The following is a 17,218-nucleotide window of genomic DNA, read 5'->3' on the forward strand; positions in this document are numbered from 1 at the left end:
GATAATCAGGAGCCAGATATATCGTCTAACTGCTCTGCCGCCGGAGCGATCGGATATAGGTCACCGAATGACGGGGCAGGAATGTTCGGCAGCGCTGCCCTCGCCTGACGATCCCCGGCATCGGCCGCCTCGTGCACGATGTCGAGTGCGGCGTCTTGCTGGAAGCTGAGTTCCGGGTACGGCCACGCGGACTTCCCGCCTACTGCCGCCGGGAGCAGGAAGTCGACCGCGCTGGCCAGGCCGCTGCCAGCCGGGGACTTGTAATCCCAAAGGTCGACACCGACATGGCGGCCGACTTGGGCGAGTCTCGTCAGCGCGACCAGGTTGAAGGTGGAGTAGTGCCAGCTGCGCGTCCTTGATATCTCAAGCGGCTCGCTGCCGGACGCGCTGATCTGAACGTTGATTCGCTTCGTTTCGGCCTGCTGCACGATGGCGCGCGCGGTATCCCGCTGGCCGGCCGAAAGCGCGAGCGCGGCGCACAGCATGTCGTAGAAGGTGCCGTGGTTGTTCTGCTGGGACGCTTCATCGCTTCCGTTCGAGCTGGTGCGAAGCCAGGTGAGGAACGCGGAGTACCAATCGGTCATGCCGCTGTGGTCGGTCCGGGTCCAGCCGGGCGCGCCATCGTCGAGGATCGCGGTGGCGTCGACGACGTCGGTGAGTGCTTCGGAGAACTCGATGATGCCGATGCCGCGCCCGTCCACCTGGCAGGGGATTCCCTGCGAGTAGTTCAGGTTCGGATTCATCTTCGTCGCCGTGTCGAGGAACCATGTACGCACGTCAAGTTCGGCGCGCTGCGCGTAACGCGGATCGCGGGTGTAGTACCAGGCGAGCGAGAGATCGTAGATGGCTGAGAAGGCGCTGCCGCGTTCGGCGTGGTCGGGAATGCTGTCGACGATCGGGTCGCGCTGGCCGTCCTTCTGGATATATGGGCAGCCCCAGGGATTGGCCGGCGTCATCGGCTGCGTGGGCCACCAGTACGGCGCGAGGCTGAGGTAATCGTGCTTGTCACCGCTTGGCGGCAGCATCGTCTTGTCGGTAACTGACCAGGGTCCCGCGGTCAGCTCGGGCTGCGTGATGGCCAGCAGATTGTTGAGCGACTTGTGCAGGGTGGGGTCGCCGACGAGTAGGCCTAGGCGGTTCAGCAAGAGCCGGTTTCCGTCCAGTACCACGGTTGCGGGCGGGCAGAGCGTTTGCGGCTCGGGCCAACCGCAGTGTGCTGAGATGCTGGGCGGGATGTTGGCCGCAGTGTCAGCGGTGGCGGTGGCCGCTGATGCGCCGGACGCGGGTACGAGGGCCACGGCGCACGCGACGCCGGTGGCCAGGACGAGGGCGGTGATCTTCTTCAGCGGAGCTTTCTGCGTTGCGGTCCTCTTCGACACAGCGCACCTTTCACATATATGAATCGTAGGCATCTATGTGAATCACGGCTACGCAGCCGAATGTACTCGCACCTTCGCCCGAGGGCACCCCTTTGAGTGAAGGGAATTAACTAGACCAGAGACGAGACGCGATCAGCGAGATTCTGCGCAGTCCGCGTCAAGCTCTCGGATCAGGCTCGCCGGGGCTGAGCCGTTCAACGACCTCCGGCAACGCGAGGCAGAGCGCGCGCAGGCGGTCAACCGCAACGACCGCGCACTTCAGTGCCTCCTCGCCTGCCACGCTCATCACCCTCCCGCCGCCGAGCTGCGGTCACCTTCTCGCTCTCTTCTCCCCATCCTGCCGCCGACCGGCGACACCGTCTTTACTACCCGCGCCGTCTTTACTACCCGCGCCGCCTTTACTACCCGCGCCGCCCGTCGCGTCGTACGGCAACAGTGGGCTGCCCTCCCAGGTCGCGAAGATCAGGTGCGTCTGGAGCCTGGCGACCTCGGGCCTGGCGGTGAACTGGTCGAGTACCAGGCTTTGCAGATCCTGGACGCTGCCGCAGGCGACGTGCACGAAGTAGTCGTCCGGCCCGCTGGTGTGGTGCAGCGACCGGGTCTCCGGCAGCGCCAGCACGTGCGCGATGAACGGATCGACCACCGCCCTCGCGTGCGGCCGGACCTGCACCGCGAGCAGCGCCTCGATCGGGCGCCCGATCGCCTGCGCGCTGACCCGCGCCGTATACCCGGTGATGGCGCCGACGCGGCGCAGTCTGGCCACTCGATCGAGGCAGGTCGAGGGCGCGATCCCGACCTTGTCGGCAAGGTCTTTGTTCGGCATCCGGCCGTCGTTCTGCAACTCACGCAGAATCGCGATGTCTACCGGATCAAGCCGGGCATTTTCGCCGTTCATCCGAACAAGATACGGGACATATGGTGTCGGCCCGTGCAAGTGCCGAGCATGAAGGTTCATGACGCAGCGTCTCTCCGCGAAGCCGACCACCCGCCGCGGCGTGCCCGCCGCCGCCCTCGCCACGCGCGCGGTCCACGCAGGCCGCGACGACCTGGCCGATCTCGGCCTGCATGCGGCGCCGCTGGACCTGTCAACCACGTACCCATCCCGCGACAGCCGCGGCGAGGCCGCGCGCCTTGACGTCCTGGGCACCGGCGAGATCTGCCCCGGGCCGCCGGTCTATGCGCGGATCAGCAACCCGACCGTGGCCCGGTTCGAGGAAGCGCTCGCCGAACTCGAAGGCTGCGAGACGGCGGTCGCGTTCGCCAGCGGCATGGCCGCGCTGACGGCGTGCCTGCTCGCCTCGGTCAGCGCCGGAAAGCCGCACGTCGTCGCCGTGCGTCCGCTTTATGGCAGCAGCGATCACCTCATCGACTCCGGCTTACTCGGCAACGAGGTCACCTTTGTCGAGCCGGAGAAGGCAGCTACCGCGCTGCGACCGGACACCGGTCTGGTCATCGTGGAGAGCCCGGCCAACCCGACGCTGAACGAGGTGGACCTGCGCGAGTTAGCCGAGGCGTGCGCACCGGTGCCGCTACTCGCGGACAACACCTTCGCCACCCCGGTCCTGCAACGGCCGGCCGAGCACGGTGCCCGGCTCGTGCTGCACAGCGCCACGAAGTTCCTCGGCGGCCACGGCGATGTGCTCGGAGGAGTCATCGCCTGCGATGAGGAGTATGCACGTACACTGCGACAAATCCGCTTCCTCACCGGCGCGGTCTTGCACCCACTCGCCGGATATCTGCTGCTGCGCGGCCTTTCGACGCTTCCACTACGTGTTCGCGCCGCCTCGGCGACGGCCGCCGAACTGGCGAACCGGCTCGCCAGGCACCCCGCGGTCGGCCGCGTCTACTACCCTGGCCGCGACCATCAGCGTCCTGCGATGCAGATGGCCTCGGGCGGCGCGCTCGTGTCCTTCGAGACGATCGGCGACCCGCACGCCGTGATCAGCGCGGTCCGTCTGATCACTCCCGCGGTGAGTCTCGGCAGTGTCGACACGCTGATTCAGCACCCCGCATCGATCAGCCACCACATCATGGATCCGCAGGACCGGGCCGCGACGGGGATCAGCGACCGGCTGCTGCGGATGTCCGTGGGCCTGGAAGACGTGGAAGACCTGTGGGAGGACCTAGACCAGGCGTTGCGCGCCTGCGCCGCGCCGTCCGCACCTATCCACCGGACAGCCGCTTCGCGCGTTTAGCCCTGATTCGCCGGGTACTAGGCGGGCCCACCCGGGTCAGTCGAGGAGTGGCGGTCAGCTCGATGGTTCGTCTTGCGCAGCCTCACAATGCACAGCCTCACAATGCACGGCTTCACAATGCACGGTCTCGCTCACAGCGTTCCGTCCTATCGACCGCTCGCGCCGCAGCCGCTTACACACTCGCCACGACAGCGGGATCGGCGCGCCTCGCCGCCGCGACCGCCCGAGGTACCGCTACCGTCACCCGCGCAGTCGCCGGCGCGACGGCCGGCCAGGCGGCTGCCACCGCCGTTGGGACCACCGCCCACGTCACCTCCCAGGCCGCATCGCGCGCCGCGAAGAACCTGCCGTATCGCTACGTCTCGGCACTGGGCTCGCTGACCGACGTCGGGCCGAGCCGCGGGGTCCGGCGGGTGTGGACTCGGCGTGGACGCGCGCACATCGAGGTCAAGGGCATGACGGGGAGCGGTGAGCAGCATCGCCGCATCGCGGATGACGTCACGGCCGCGCTCCAGCGGCTCAAGGGCGTGAAGTGGACGCAGGTCAACGCTGTTACGCAGCAAGTCCTGCTCGCCTTCGATGAGGACCGCGTCGACATCGAGGACATCCTCTCCGTAATCAAGACCGTGGAGGAGATTCACGGCACCGGCGACTGCGACTTCTCCACCGGTGAGGGCGCCGGATGCACGCCGGAGCATCCGGCGGATGACGCACCGGTCGCGATCATGGCGGTAGCGCTGATGACCGACCTGGCCGGGCTCGGTGTAGCGACGACCGCTCAGCTTCTGCACGTCTCGCTCTTGCCTCGCAGTGCCCGTATACCGCTGCTGTTCGCCGACACGTATCCCCGGCTGCGTGAACTGCTGGCGACTCGACTAGGGCATCAGCACGCGGAACTCTTGGTTTCGCTCGCGACCTCGACAGTGAATGCGGCGAGCAGCGGGCCGGGGCCGCTGGCCGTGGACAGCTTTCAGCACGCGGTGCGGCTCATCGAGCGGTTGAGCCGGCAGGCAGTTTGGCGGCAGCGCGAGTCCGAGTTGGTGCGCGACGGGCAGGGGCTGGTACGGGAGGCACACGAACACACGCCCCGTCCCGCGCCACTGCCGCCGGGGCCCGTGGAGCGACTTGGCGAGCGCTCGTCGATCGCTTCGCTGTTCGGCGCGGGTGGCGCACTCGCGTTCACGCGGAATCCGGGCCGGGCGGCCGACCTGATGCTGGCCACGATGCCGAAGGCCGGACGGCAGGGACGTGAGGCATTCGCGGCCGCGCTCGGCTGGGAGTTGGCCAGGCGTGGTGTCGTGCCGATGGACGGGACCGCACTGCGCCGCCTGGACCGGATCGACACGGTGGTCATCGACTCGTCGGTGCTGTGCGCACCCAAGCCGGTCGTGCTCTCCGCTTCGGCCATAGGCGGTGCGGACGCAGAGACAGGACTCGATGACGCTGAGGTCTGGCAGATCGCCGCGCGCCTGATCACCGTCGGCACGAAGGGATCTGATACATCGTCGGATTCTGATTCGGCGGAAGCCGAGCGGGTGAGCGCGGCCGTTGTCGAAGCCGCGCTCCTCGGCTCGCCGCCCGATCGGTCCACAGACCTGTGGACAAGCGACCAGTGGAGGCTGCGCTATTCGGCGCGGTCCGCGCGAGGCCGGTCGAAGCAACCGCGATCGGCCGCCGAGCCAGGAGCGCTGACGCTGGACCTTCTGGACGAGGCTGGCACGCGGCGTGGAACCGTCCAGGTGGGTTGCGCCCTCGATCCGCTGGCCGACGCGGTCCTCGCCGCCGCACACGCGGCCGTGGACCGAGTTGTGCTGACACAGCACGCGAGCGTCGGCGAGTTGATGCAGTGGGCTGATGAGGTACTGCCTAGCGACGGCTATCTGCACAACCATGTGCGGCGCCTTCAGGGCGAGGGTCACGGTGTGCTGCTCATCTCCAACGCACACGACGCCGCTCTTGGCGCGGCCGATGTGGGCGTCGCAGTGCTGCGCCACGCGAACGGCGAGGTTACTGGCGCGGTCGGCTGGTCGGCCGACCTGATCTGCGGCCCCGGACTTGAGCAGGCCTGGCGGATCCTGAACGCGGTGCCGATCGCACGCGCGGTGAGCGAGCGCTCCAGCCGGCTCGCCTGGGGCGGCAGCGCGCTCGGTGCGCTGCTGGCCACGACGGGGAACCGGCGCCGTGGGCGTGGACGTGGACCGCAGGTGTCTCCGGTACACAGCGCAGCCATGATCGCCGTGGCCGGCGGAGCGTACAGCGGATTGCGGATCGGGCGTGCGGCAAAGCCCCGCGGCACCGTATACGAGTCCTGGCACGTGCTCTCGGCGCAGGACGCGTTCGCCCGGTTGCGCGAGTACCGGCTGGAAGCGGACCGGCAGGCTGCTGCGGCGCAGGCCCCGGCTTTGATTCGCGCCGCACGCAGTACGGCGAGCCGAGCCGCGTCGACGACGCCGATACGACAGCTGGTCGTCACTCCGGCTCGCGGCACGGCAACCTTCGCGGGAGCGATCGCCGAAGAGTTGCGCGACCCGCTCACCCCCGTGCTCGCGCTCGGCGCGGCTGCCTCGGCGGTGGTCGGCTCAAGCGTGGACGCGATCCTGGTCGGCGGCGTGATGGGCGGCAACGCGGTCATCAGCGCCGGCCAGCAGTTGCGGGCCCGGCGCGCGCTACGCCGCCTGATGCTCGGCGAACGGACCAATGCACGCATCGCCGGCTGGTCCGGTCCGGAGAATCAGCACTCGAGCGGTTTCGCCAACGCGGACTCTGACGCCGATTGGACCGCCGGGCTGACCGGCGCCCGAACAAAAACCATTCCGGCCGAACGGCTGCGGATCGGCGATGTGATCGTGTTGCGGGCCAGCGACATCGTGCCCGCCGATGCCCGGCTGATCCGCGCCGAGGAGCTGGAGGTCGACGAATCCGCGCTCACCGGCGAATCGCTGCCTGTGGCCAAGTCCGTCGAGGCCACCGCGGGAGCCGAGCTCGCGGACCGAACCTGCATGGTCTACGAGGGTTGCACCATCGTCGCAGGGACCGGATACGCCGTGGTCACCGCGATCGGCTCAGACACGGAGGCGGGCCGCGCCGCGACGGTCGCGAGCGCCTTTGCCCCGCCGCGGGTCGGAATCCAGGCCCGGCTGAGCGAACTTGCCGGGATCGCGTTGCCTGCCACCGGAATTGGCGGACTGGCGGTCACCGGCCTGGCCGTGCTGCGCGGAGTGCCGCTGCGCCAGGCGGTCGCATCCGGGGTCGCCATCGCGGTGGCCGCAGTCCCGGAAGGATTGCCGCTGGTGGCGACCGTCGCGCAGCTCGCCGCCGCGCGCAGGCTGTCGCGCTACGGCGTGCTGGTGCGCTCGTCCAGCACGCTGGAAGCGCTCGGCCGAGTGGATACGGTCTGCTTCGACAAGACCGGCACGCTGACCGAGGGCCGGCTTTCCGTCAGTCGCATCGCAGCATTCGATCAGGATCTTCCGCTGGACACGAAACGAGGTCGCGATGTGCTGCACGTCGCAGCGTGTGCGTGTCCTGATATCGGCGACGATCCGGCGCGAACCCTGGTGCACACCACGGATATCGCGGTGGTGCAGGCGGCGCGAGAGCATGCGGCAACGGAACACGAGGCCTGGCATCTCGAATCGGAACTGCCCTTCGAGACCACCCGGGGCTACTCGGCCTCGCTCGGCAAGCAGGACGGTCGCATGCTGCTGGCTGTCAAGGGCGCGCCAGAGGTTATCCTCGAACGCTGCGACCGTGTCGTGACGGACAGCGGCGCGAAGCCGTTCACGCAGCAGCGTCGCAGCACCGCCTCCGCCACGCTGAAGCGGCTCGCCGACGAGGGACTGCGCGTGCTCGCCATCGCGCAGACCGGCGCGGTCACCAACGAGGGCGCGGCTCGCGGTGACTCTCCGGAACACCTCGCGGACCTGGTCACCAAGCTCACCCTGGTCGGCTTCGTCGCCATCGCCGACACGCCGCGCCCTGGCGCGGCCGAGACCATCGAGCGCCTGGCGGCCACCGCAGTCCGCACCATCATGATCACCGGTGACCATCCGCGGACCGCCGTGGCGATCGCGCGGCAGCTAGGCATCCCGAACGCCCAGCACGTACTCACCGGCGCCGAACTCGACCGGCTGCCGAAGTCCCAGCGCGAGGCCCGCATCGCCGCGAGCAGTGTCTTCGCTCGTGTTTCGCCACAACACAAGGTGCGTATCGTTCAGGCGCTTCAGCGGTCCGGCCGCGTCGTGGCGATGACCGGAGACGGCAGCAACGACGCCGCAGCGATCCGGCTCGCCGATGTGGGAATCGCGCTAGCCGGTAAGGGAACCATGCCCGCGCGCAACGCGGCCGACCTGGTGCTCTCCTCCCCCGACCCGGCGCGCATCGTGGACGCGCTTGCCGAGGGCAAGGCGCTGTGGCGCAGCGTTCGTGACGCGGTCTCGATTCTCGTCGGCGGCAACGCCGGTGAGGTCGCGTTCACCGTGCTCGGGACCGCCATCGGTGGACGTGCGCCACTCGGTACACGGCAGTTCCTGCTGGTCAACATGATGACGGACATGTTGCCTGCGCTCGCAGTCGCGCTCGCCCCGGCCCGACCGCCCACGAACGGCGAGGGCGCGAGCGCAGGCGCGGCCACCGCGTCCAGCAACGCGGACTCCGGTTCACTCGGCGGCGTGTGGGGTCCGGCCCTGGCCCGCGACCTTGCCGCACGCGGCAGCGCGACCGCGCTCGGCGCCACGCTCGCCTGGCAGGCCGGCCGCGTGACTGGCCGCAGCCGCCGGGCCTCGACCATGGGTCTGGCGGCGCTCGTCGGCACCCAGCTAGGCCAGACCCTCGTGACCGGGCGGCACAGCCCGCTGGTCATCGGCACCTGCGTGGCCTCGGCGGCGGCGCTCGTCGTGGTCGTGGAGACACCGGTCGTCAGCCGCTTCTTCGGCTGCACTCCGCTCGGACCGGTGGCGTGGGGCATCGTTGGCGCGTCCTCACTCGCCGCGACGGTCGCTGGCGCCGCCGCTCCCGCGGTGATCGACAGGTTCGCCCGGTAAACGATCGAATCTGCGCATAGCCGGCCGTCCTCAGGTTACGTGGGCTTGGGCTGCGCAAGCCTGATTACTCGAGCACACAGGAGAGCGAGATGCACACTCCGAAACTGCACGACGCGGTCGTCTCGGTCATCGCGGTCGGACCGGATGAAGTCGTGCCCGAGGGGTTGATCTGGGAGGACGTGCGACTGCCCAGCCTGCACACCGACGAGGTGAAGGCCTGGATCGGTGAGCACCGCAGCGGGCCGGTGTACGTCGTGCCCGGCGTCGAGCTGGCATCCAAGGGCACTGCCTGGCTCGCGGTGGAGGTCACCAACGATGAGTATTTGGCGATCGCCGCGGCCATGCCGCGCTGAGCGAACTGGGCCGAACCCACTGAGCCGGAAGGTAGATCATGAACCGCTTCAAGGGCGCCTCGGCACTGGTTACCGGGGCTTCACGCGGCCTGGGTTTCGCCATCGCCCGCGAACTGGCCAACCGCGGTGCACGCCTGCTGATCTGTGCCCGCGACGCCACGGCGCTGGACCAGGCGGCGTGGAAGCTGCATGACGCGGGCGCGGAGGTCTACGCAGTACCCTGCGACATCACCGACGAGCACGCCGCAGAGCGCCTGATCGCGGAGGCGGAACTGCGCTACGGCGGCATCGACATACTCGTCAACAACGCCGGCATCATCCAGGTCGGACCGCTCGCCTCCATGGACGAGGCGGATTTCCGGTCCGCGATGGAGGCGATGTTCTTTGCGCCACTGCGTCTGGTGCTCGCGATCGCGCCGATCATGCGGCGCTCCGGTGGCGGCACGATCGTGAACGTCAGCTCGCTCGGCGGCCGGATCGCGGCCCCGCACCTGCTGCCGTACGACAGCGCGAAGTTCGCACTCGCCGGCCTGTCCGAGGGGCTGCGCGCCGAACTGGCCGCCGACAAGATCAGCGTGACGACGGTGATCCCCGGTTTGATGCGCACCGGCTCCCATCTCGGGGCCGAGTTCCGTGGTCAGACGCAGCGCGAGTACGCCTGGTTCGCGGCCGCGGCGAGCCTGCCAGGGCTTTCCATGGACGCCGACCGCGCGGCGCGTGCCGTGGTCCGGGCCGCAGAGCACCGCCGCCCCGAGATCATCCTCGGCGCGGCAGCCCACGCGATTGTGCGCATACAAGGAATCGCACCCGCGACGACTACGCGCGTGCTGACCGCGACGGCGCGGCTGATGCGTGCCGCGACCGAGTCACCGCAACAGCAGCTCGCACTGGGCAAGAGCCGTGCCGAGGACCCCGCCGCCGAGAGCGCGGTTGGAGCTGCGGCAGCGCGCCGCCTCGACTCACGGCTGGTCGGGGCGATGACGGCGCTGAACGATCGCGCGGCCCGCCGCCTCAACCAGATGAGACAGGGCCCTGCGACGCACTGAGTGGCCCGCCGGCCTCCCGGAGACATCATCGAGAAAGTCGTGGGCTGCCTCGTGCTGGCCAGCCGTACTGAGCAGATCGTGAACTTCCGCGATGACGAGTGGGGTGATCACGACCAGCGAGGCAGACCCGCCCGGACGAATGGCTGGACCGGGCGACCTGGCCAGGTCCACGAGGAGCACAGGGCGACACAGGGCGCGGGCGACGCTCGTTAGTGCGGTCGGGTCAAAGGTGCGCATTTCCCGCGCGGTATCGGGTAGACAATCGCGCCCCGCCGGGAGCGGACGGTGGGACGCGCGCGAGAGGAGCCGCGATGCCGACCCGGGAGTCCATACTCACCCTGGTGCGTTCAGGCCTGAGCTACCCGCAGATCGGCGAGCGGCTCGGGGTGACGCCGGGCTTGGCCTATCTCATCGCCACCGGCCTGCCTGCCGACGGCGGTGATGCGCCCGGATGGGAGACCGATAAGCGGCCGGGTGCGCTATCGACCAGCACACAACACCTGAGCAACCCGAAGTCGATCGTTCCGCAGCGGGACGAGCAAACCGACGCCTGGATTCGTGAGCGCGCGCTTGCCGATCCCGCGCTACGCGCCGCCTGGGCCGCGCACGGCGTCGCGCCGTCGGCGCTCGCGGAAGACGACGACGACATCATCGACGTGATCGGGCACGACCACGGCCAGGCCCGACACCTTCAGCTTCAGTTGCAGACCCTTCCCGGTGCCTCCTCTGGCGGCCGGCCCGACGACCTGCGCCGCCGCGCCGAGGCCTTTGCCCTTCTGCGCGCCAAGCTCAAGGCACACGAGCATGCCGAGGAAGAGGTGTTCTGGCCGCTGGTGCGCGATCGACTGCCGAAGGGCGGGGACCTCGCCCAGCGCGCCGAGCAGCAGGAGCACGAGGCCGAGGGGCTGCTGGCGCAGATCGAGTCGGCGGATCCGGCCACGCCGGAGTTTGACGAACTCGTCAGGACGCTGACGAGCGCGTTGCGCAAGCACGTCGCCTTCGAGGACACCGTGCTCGCCGAATTGCGCGAGCGGGTCGACGAAGCGGCGCGCGAGGAGGCCGGCCGGCGGTTCAAGGCCGCGCGCAGCGCAAATTCCGCAAGCATCGCCGCTACTGGAAAGGCCGGCTGAACCATGACGATCGCCAACCTGCCATGGCCGGTCCTGCGCCAGATCACCGGCAGCGACCGCACCGGACGCGGAGCCGCGGCGCGCTCCCGCCGCACCGAAGAACTGCGGCCGCGAACAATCACCGCCGACAAGGTAGTCAAGTCCATCTGCCCGTATTGCGGCGTCGGCTGCGGCCAGAACGTGTACGTCAAAGACGACAAGGTCATCCAGATCGAAGGCGACCCGGACTCGCCGGTCAGCCGCGGCCGGCTCTGCCCGAAGGGCGCCGCCTCGCTCCAGCTCACCACCGGCGAATCCCGTGAGCACCACGTGCTTTACCGCCGCCCGCACGCCACCGAGTGGGAGCGCATCCCGCTGGACACCGCGCTCGACATGGTGGCGAAGCGGGTCGTCGAGACGCGGCGCGATACCTGGCAGTGGAACGAAGAGGACAAGCGAGTTCGCCGCACTCTCGGCATCGCCAGCCTCGGCGGCGCGACCCTCGACAACGAGGAGAACTACCTCATCAAGAAGCTGTTCACCGCGCTCGGCATCATCCAGGTGGAGAACCAGGCGCGGCTGTGCCACGCCTCCACGGTCGCCGGACTCGGCACCTCCTTCGGCCGCGGCGGCGCGACGACCTGCCTGCAGGACCTGCAGAACGCCGACTGCATCGTGATTGAGGGCTCGAACTTCGCCGAGGCGCACCCGGTCGGCTTTCAATGGGTGATGGAGGCGAAGGCACGTGGCGCGACCGTGATCCATGTCGACCCGCGCTACACCCGCACCAGCGCGGTCAGCGACGTCCACGTGCCGCTGCGGGCCGGAAGCGACGTGGCCTTCCTCGGCGGGATCATCAACTACGTGCTGAGCAACGATGCCTGGTTCCACGACTACGTGCTCGCATATACGAACGCATCGACGATCATTCGCGACGATTTCGCGGACACCGAGGACCTGGACGGCGTGTTCAGTGGGCTGTCCGAGGACGGGCGCGAATACAACACCGAGGCCTGGCAGTACGAGGGCCTGGACATGCAGTCCGCGGCCGGCGAACGCGACGAGCAGTACAAGGAGCAACAGAAAGTCGGCCAGGGCGCCGCGGAGGGTTCGGGCGGGGAGGAAGCGGAAAGCGGCGGCAACGGTGGCGGTCATGGCAACGGCAAGGGCAACGGCAGTCGCGGCCGGGGCGGAAGCAGCCATGGACACGCCGGCCGTTCCGAGTCGCACGGCTCCGGTGGCGCGGCCTTCCACGGCCAGCCGGAAACCGACCCCACGCTCCAGCACCCGCGCTGCGTGATGCAGATCCTCAAGCGGCACTACTCCCGCTACACACCCGAGATGGTCGAGCGAGTCTGCGGCATACCGCGCGAGCTGTTCGACCTGGTCTGCCGCACTCTGGTGCGCAACTCCGGCCGCGACCGCACCAGCGCCTTCGCCTACGCGGTCGGCTGGACCCAGCACAGCGACGGCTCGCAGATGATCCGCACCGCCTCGATCCTGCAACTGCTGCTCGGTAACATCGGCCGCCCCGGCGGCGGCATCCAGGCGCTGCGCGGGCACGCCAGCATCCAGGGCTCGACCGACATCCCGACGCTGTTCAACCTGCTGCCCGGTTACCTGCCGATGCCGCACGCGCATGAGCATGAGGACCTTGATGCCTACGTCAAGGGCGAGTCGGCGGAACAGGGCTTCTGGGGCAACATGAAGGCCTACATGGTCAGCCTGCTGAAGGCCTACTGGGGTCCGCACGCGACGGCGCAGAACGACTACTGCTTCGACTATCTGCCGCGGCTGACCGGCTCGCACAGCACCTATGAGACGGTGATGGCGCAGCTCGACGGGGTGTGCAAGGGCTACTTCCTGCTGGGTCAGAACCCTGCGGTCGGGTCGGCGAACGGCCGGATGCAGCGGATGGCGATGGCCGAGCTGGACTGGTTGGTGGTGCGCGACTTCTCCCTGATCGAGTCGGCCACCTGGTGGAAGGACGGCCCGGAGATCGAGTCCGGGGAGCTGCGTACCGAGGACATCGCCACCGAGGTGTTCTTCTTCCCGGCCGCCAGCCACACCGAGAAATCTGGGTCCTTCACCAACACCAACCGGATGCTGCAATGGCACTGGATGGCGGTCGAACCGGAGGGTGACGCACGCAGCGACCTGTGGTTCATGTACCACCTCGGCAACAAGATCCGCGCGCTGCTCGACGGCTCCCAGGACGAGCGCGACCGGCCGGTCCTCGACCTGACCTGGGACTACCCCGTGGAAGGCGCCATCGCTGAGCCGAAGGCGGAGGCGGTGCTCGCCGAGATCAACGGCTGGGACGCCGAAGGCCGTCCGCTGGCCGCCTACGACCAGCTCAACGAGGACGGTTCCACGGCCTGCGGCTGCTGGATCTACTGCGGCGTCTACGCTGACGGCGTCAATCAGGCGGCGCGGCGCAAGCCGGGCAAGGAGCAGAACTGGCTCGGCCCCGAGTGGTGCTGGGCCTGGCCGGCGAACCGGCGCATCCTGTACAATCGCGCCTCGGCCGACCCGGACGGCAAGCCGTGGAGCGAACGCAAGACCCTGGTTTGGTGGGACGAGGACGAGGCCGAATGGACCGGCCACGATATCCCCGACTTCGAGAAGCCGAAGTCGCCGCACTACAACCCGCCGGCCGGGGCGACCGGGCCCGAGGCGATCTCCGGCACGCAGCCGTTCATCATGCAGGGCGACGGCAAAGGCTGGCTGTATGTCCCGGCGGGCCTGATCGACGGGCCGCTGCCTACGCATTACGAGCCACAGGAATCGCCGGTCGCCAATCCGCTCTACGGGCAGCAGCGCAGCCCGGTACGGCAGGTGTACTCGCGCGAGCTCAACCGGTATCAGCCGAGCGGCAACGAGCCGGGCGCCGAGGTGTTCCCGTTCGTGGCGACCACATATCGGCTCACCGAGCACTTCACCGCGGGCGGCATGAGCCGCTGGACGCCGTACCTCTCCGAGCTGCAACCGGAGTTCTTCTGCGAGGTCTCGCCGCAACTGGCCGAGGAACGCGGCCTGGTGCACGGCGACTGGGCCACGATCATCACCGCGCGCAGCGCGATCGAGGCGCGAGTGCTGGTGACCGAGCGAATCAAGCCGCTGAAAGTTGACGGCCGCACGCTGCATCAGGTCGGCCTGCCGTTCCACTGGGGCCGTTCGGGCCTTTCAAAAGGTGACTCGGCCAACGATCTGCTCGCGGTCACCCTTGACCCGAACGTGCACATCCAGGAGGACAAGGCGTTCGCCGTGGACATCCAGCCGGGCCGCCGCCCGATCGGCAAGGCCAGGCGGGAACTGGTCGAGGCGTACTGCCGGCGGGCCGGGATCACCGAGCAGACCGGGATGGAGGTGCGCTGATGGCCATCGTGGACGTTGAGATCTCAGCCTTCGACAACGGTCGGGATCCGGCGCGTGCGACCGGGTACCAGGACGCGCCGCCGCGCATGGGTTTCTTCACCGACACCTCGGTGTGTATCGGCTGCAAGGCCTGTGAAGTGGCGTGCAAGGAGTGGAACCACGTTCCGGAGGATGGCCTGGTTTTCACCGGGATGTCCTACGACAACACGCAGGGCCTCGGTGCGGACACCTGGCGGCATGTCGCGTTCATCGAGCAGACCAAGTCGATGGGCGCGCAGATCACCACGCCGGCGCAGGTCGGGGATAGTGCTGGTGCTGGTGCTCAGCTCCCTGCGACAGCGGGCGACGGTGGCGACGGCGACAACCCGGTGCGCTGGCTGATGGCCTCGGACGTGTGCAAGCACTGCACCGAGGCCGCGTGCTTGGACGTGTGCCCGACCGGTGCGCTGATCCGCACCGAGTTCGGCACCGTCGTCGTGCAGGAGGACGTGTGCAACGGCTGCGGGTACTGCGTTCCGGCTTGCCCGTACGGCGTGATCGATCAGCGCCCTGATGACGGCCGGATGTGGAAGTGCACGCTGTGCTACGACCGGCTCCAGGTCGGGGCCGAGCCCGCGTGCGCGAAGGCTTGTCCGACCGACTCGATCCAGTTCGGACCGCTCGACGAGTTGCGCGCCCGCGCCGACGAGCGGTTGGCCCAGCTGCACGGGTCCGGCGTCCCGGAGGCGCGGCTGTACGGTCACGACCCTGGCGACGGAGTGGGCGGCGACGGCGCGTTCTTCCTGCTGCTGGACGAGCCGGAGGTGTACGGCCTGCCGCCGGATCCGAAGGTGACGACGAGGGATCTGCCGCAGATGTGGCGGCGGGTCGGTATGGCGGCGCTCGCACTGGCCGGAGGCGTGGCCGCGGTCTTCGCCGCGACGCCGGGCCGGGGAGCTGGGACAGCGGTGGGGAGAGTGCGGCGATGAGCAGTAAGACGAAGAAGGCCCGGCGGGCGGCGACGGCGCCGCACGACGGCAACGGGCATGCGCACGCGGTCACCCGCGAGGGCCTGTCGCCGATGGCGCAGCCCGGGCGCGAGGCGGTACCCGGTTCGGCCGTGGTCGCCGAGGCCGCGTCTAAGAGGCCTGAGCCTGACGCGAACGGCCACGCGTCGCGCCGGGGCGGCGGGAAGCGCGAGGAACTCATGGTCCCGCGGGCCGAGTTCCAGTCCTACTACGGCAAACCGATCCTGAACGAACCAACTTGGCAGGCTGCTGATATCGCGGGCTATCTGTTCTTGGGCGGTCTGGCCGGCGCCGGCGCCACGATCGCGGCTGCGGCGCAGGCGAGCGGACGGCCCGGACTCGCGCGGGTGATGAAGGCCGGCGTGGCCGGGTCCGCCGGACTGTCGCTGGCCGCGCTCGTTCACGACCTCGGTCGACCCGCGCGCTTCCTCAATATGCTGCGAATGTTCAAGCCGACCTCGCCGATGAGCGTCGGTTCGTGGATCCTGGCTGGTTTCGCGCCGCTCTCCGGCGCCGCCGCCGCATGCGCGGTGACCGGCAAGCTGCGTCCGATCGGCACTGCCGCGACCTACGGCGCGGGCGCGCTCGGTCCGGCGTTGGCGACGTACACGGCCGCGCTTATTTCCAACACCGCCGTTCCGGCCTGGCACGAGGGCCACCGCGAGATGCCGTTCGTGTTCGCGTCCTCGGCCACCGCGGCCGCCTGCGGCTTGGGGCTGCTGGCCGCACCGGCCGCGGAAACGGAGCCTGTGCGCCGCCTCGGCGCGATCGCCGGGATGGCCGAGGTCAGCATGTCCAAGCTCATGGAGGAGCGCATGGGCTTAGCCGCCGAGTGCTACCACGAGGGCGCGGCGGGTCAGCTGATCAGGGCGGCAGAGGTGCTGACCACGGCCGGGGCGGTCGGCGCGGCCGTGTCACGTCGCAGCGCCCTGCTTCGGCGGGCGTCCGGGGCGGCGCTGCTCGCCGGTTCGGCGGTCACCCGCTTCGGCATCTTCAAGGCGGGAGTGGCCAGCGCTCGGGACCCGAAGTACACGGTCGTGCCGCAGCGCGAGCGCCTTGCCGAGATCCCGCCCGGCGAGCCATCCTGACCGGAACCTGAACCATGAGTGAGACCCAGCAGACTGAAACGCAGGAGAGCCCGCGGAACGGTGGCCAGGGCGCCGGGGACGATGCGCCGGATCTGCCGGTCATCGATGACTTCGATGCACTGGTCGACCTGGTGATCGGGCACGAGCAGGTGTTCGTGCGCTACTCTCGCGGGCCGCAGACCGACGGGCCGAAGAGCATGGATTACGAGGCCGAGGTCGAGTTGCCGGGCCTGTCCGTGACGAATCTGACCCCTGAACCGTGGTGGTCACGGCCGACCGCGCACTGGGTCGCTCGGCGGGTGTGCAAGTACGCGGATCTCAGCGACGGCAGACCGGATCAGCGGCCGTGGGTGCTGCTCGGCCGGGTAGTGGGCAACGGTCCCGACCACGAGCCGCTGGTCGTGGACGTCAAAGCGCTCGGCTGGATCGGGCAGAAGGCAGTTCAGGAAGCGCAGGAACGGTACCAGCGCGTGTTCAAAGCCGGACGCGGCTCGGATGACGCGGATAAGGAGAACGAGGGCTCCGAGCACTAGCGCGGGCACTGAAACGAAGCGACACGCAAAAGCGCGTCCGGTTCACGATCTGGATGACCATGAACCGGACGCGCATCGTCTAGCGCTT

At 69.0% G+C, this 17,218-nt stretch carries 10 protein-coding genes and 1 pseudogene; 9 read left to right on the plus strand and 2 right to left on the minus strand.

Features of this window, described 5'->3' with window-relative positions; all coding sequences use genetic code 11:
* Positions 1–5: 5 nt before the first annotated feature.
* Both VN779_RS12785 and VN779_RS12790 read right to left on the minus strand, forming a co-directional pair.
* Positions 6–1,298, minus strand: a complete 1,293-nt coding sequence (locus VN779_RS12785) for an alginate lyase family protein (RefSeq protein ID WP_414639661.1) — start codon at positions 1,296–1,298, stop codon at positions 6–8.
* A 508-nt stretch (positions 1,299–1,806) separates the two neighbouring features.
* Positions 1,807–2,274: pseudogene (locus VN779_RS12790) on the minus strand (Lrp/AsnC family transcriptional regulator); the annotation flags it as partial.
* A gap of 58 nt (positions 2,275–2,332) precedes the next feature.
* Here VN779_RS12790 and VN779_RS12795 point away from each other — a divergent pair.
* The 9 genes from VN779_RS12795 (at position 2,333) to VN779_RS12835 (ending at position 17,130) form a co-directional block, all read left to right on the plus strand.
* On the plus strand, positions 2,333–3,574 hold the full coding sequence (locus VN779_RS12795) for a trans-sulfuration enzyme family protein (protein ID WP_325722806.1): 1,242 nt from the start codon (positions 2,333–2,335) through the stop codon (positions 3,572–3,574).
* Between the two features lie 455 nt (positions 3,575–4,029).
* Entirely contained in the window at positions 4,030–8,616 is a 4,587-nt protein-coding gene (locus VN779_RS12800) for an HAD-IC family P-type ATPase (protein WP_325722808.1), read from the plus strand.
* Between the two features lie 89 nt (positions 8,617–8,705).
* Positions 8,706–8,969, plus strand: coding sequence for a hypothetical protein (locus tag VN779_RS12805; protein WP_325722810.1), 264 nt, complete (start codon positions 8,706–8,708; stop codon positions 8,967–8,969).
* Positions 8,970–9,007: 38 nt separating this feature from the next.
* Positions 9,008–10,015, plus strand: coding sequence for an SDR family oxidoreductase (locus VN779_RS12810; RefSeq protein ID WP_325722812.1), 1,008 nt, complete (start codon positions 9,008–9,010; stop codon positions 10,013–10,015).
* A 311-nt stretch (positions 10,016–10,326) separates the two neighbouring features.
* The gene (locus tag VN779_RS12815; protein WP_325722814.1) at positions 10,327–11,145 is read left to right on the plus strand and encodes a hemerythrin domain-containing protein; all 819 of its coding nucleotides are present in this window, start codon (positions 10,327–10,329) and stop codon (positions 11,143–11,145) included.
* Positions 11,146–11,148: 3 nt separating this feature from the next.
* A complete protein-coding gene (fdh, locus tag VN779_RS12820) occupies positions 11,149–14,502 on the plus strand; it encodes a formate dehydrogenase (protein ID WP_325722816.1) in 3,354 nt (1,117 codons plus the stop codon).
* Positions 14,502–15,470 carry a 4Fe-4S dicluster domain-containing protein gene (locus tag VN779_RS12825; protein WP_325722818.1) on the plus strand — a complete coding sequence of 323 codons (969 nt, stop codon included), beginning with the start codon at positions 14,502–14,504 and terminating at the stop codon, positions 15,468–15,470. The genes fdh and VN779_RS12825 overlap by 1 nt, the downstream gene beginning before the upstream one ends.
* Complete coding sequence (gene nrfD / locus VN779_RS12830) at positions 15,467–16,597, plus strand: NrfD/PsrC family molybdoenzyme membrane anchor subunit (protein WP_325722820.1); 1,131 nt, start codon at positions 15,467–15,469, stop codon at positions 16,595–16,597. Before VN779_RS12825 ends, nrfD begins: the two co-directional genes overlap by 4 nt.
* A gap of 14 nt (positions 16,598–16,611) precedes the next feature.
* On the plus strand, positions 16,612–17,130 hold the full coding sequence (locus tag VN779_RS12835) for a DUF6098 family protein (RefSeq protein WP_325722822.1): 519 nt from the start codon (positions 16,612–16,614) through the stop codon (positions 17,128–17,130).
* Positions 17,131–17,218: the final 88 nt, after the last annotated feature.

The organism is Actinocrinis sp. (assembly GCF_035605935.1).
Lineage (GTDB): Bacteria > Actinomycetota > Actinomycetes > Streptomycetales > Catenulisporaceae > Actinocrinis.

Coding starts and splice junctions, on each gene's coding strand:
- nrfD (WP_325722820.1), top strand. CDS start 15,467: ATGAGCAGTAAGACGAAGAAGGCCCGGCGGGCGGCGACGGCGCCGCAC.
- VN779_RS12800 (WP_325722808.1), top strand. CDS start 4,030: ATGACGGGGAGCGGTGAGCAGCATCGCCGCATCGCGGATGACGTCACG.
- VN779_RS12835 (WP_325722822.1), top strand. CDS start 16,612: ATGAGTGAGACCCAGCAGACTGAAACGCAGGAGAGCCCGCGGAACGGT.
- fdh (WP_325722816.1), top strand. CDS start 11,149: ATGACGATCGCCAACCTGCCATGGCCGGTCCTGCGCCAGATCACCGGC.
- VN779_RS12795 (WP_325722806.1), top strand. CDS start 2,333: ATGACGCAGCGTCTCTCCGCGAAGCCGACCACCCGCCGCGGCGTGCCC.
- VN779_RS12825 (WP_325722818.1), top strand. CDS start 14,502: ATGGCCATCGTGGACGTTGAGATCTCAGCCTTCGACAACGGTCGGGAT.
- VN779_RS12815 (WP_325722814.1), top strand. CDS start 10,327: ATGCCGACCCGGGAGTCCATACTCACCCTGGTGCGTTCAGGCCTGAGC.
- VN779_RS12810 (WP_325722812.1), top strand. CDS start 9,008: ATGAACCGCTTCAAGGGCGCCTCGGCACTGGTTACCGGGGCTTCACGC.
- VN779_RS12805 (WP_325722810.1), top strand. CDS start 8,706: ATGCACACTCCGAAACTGCACGACGCGGTCGTCTCGGTCATCGCGGTC.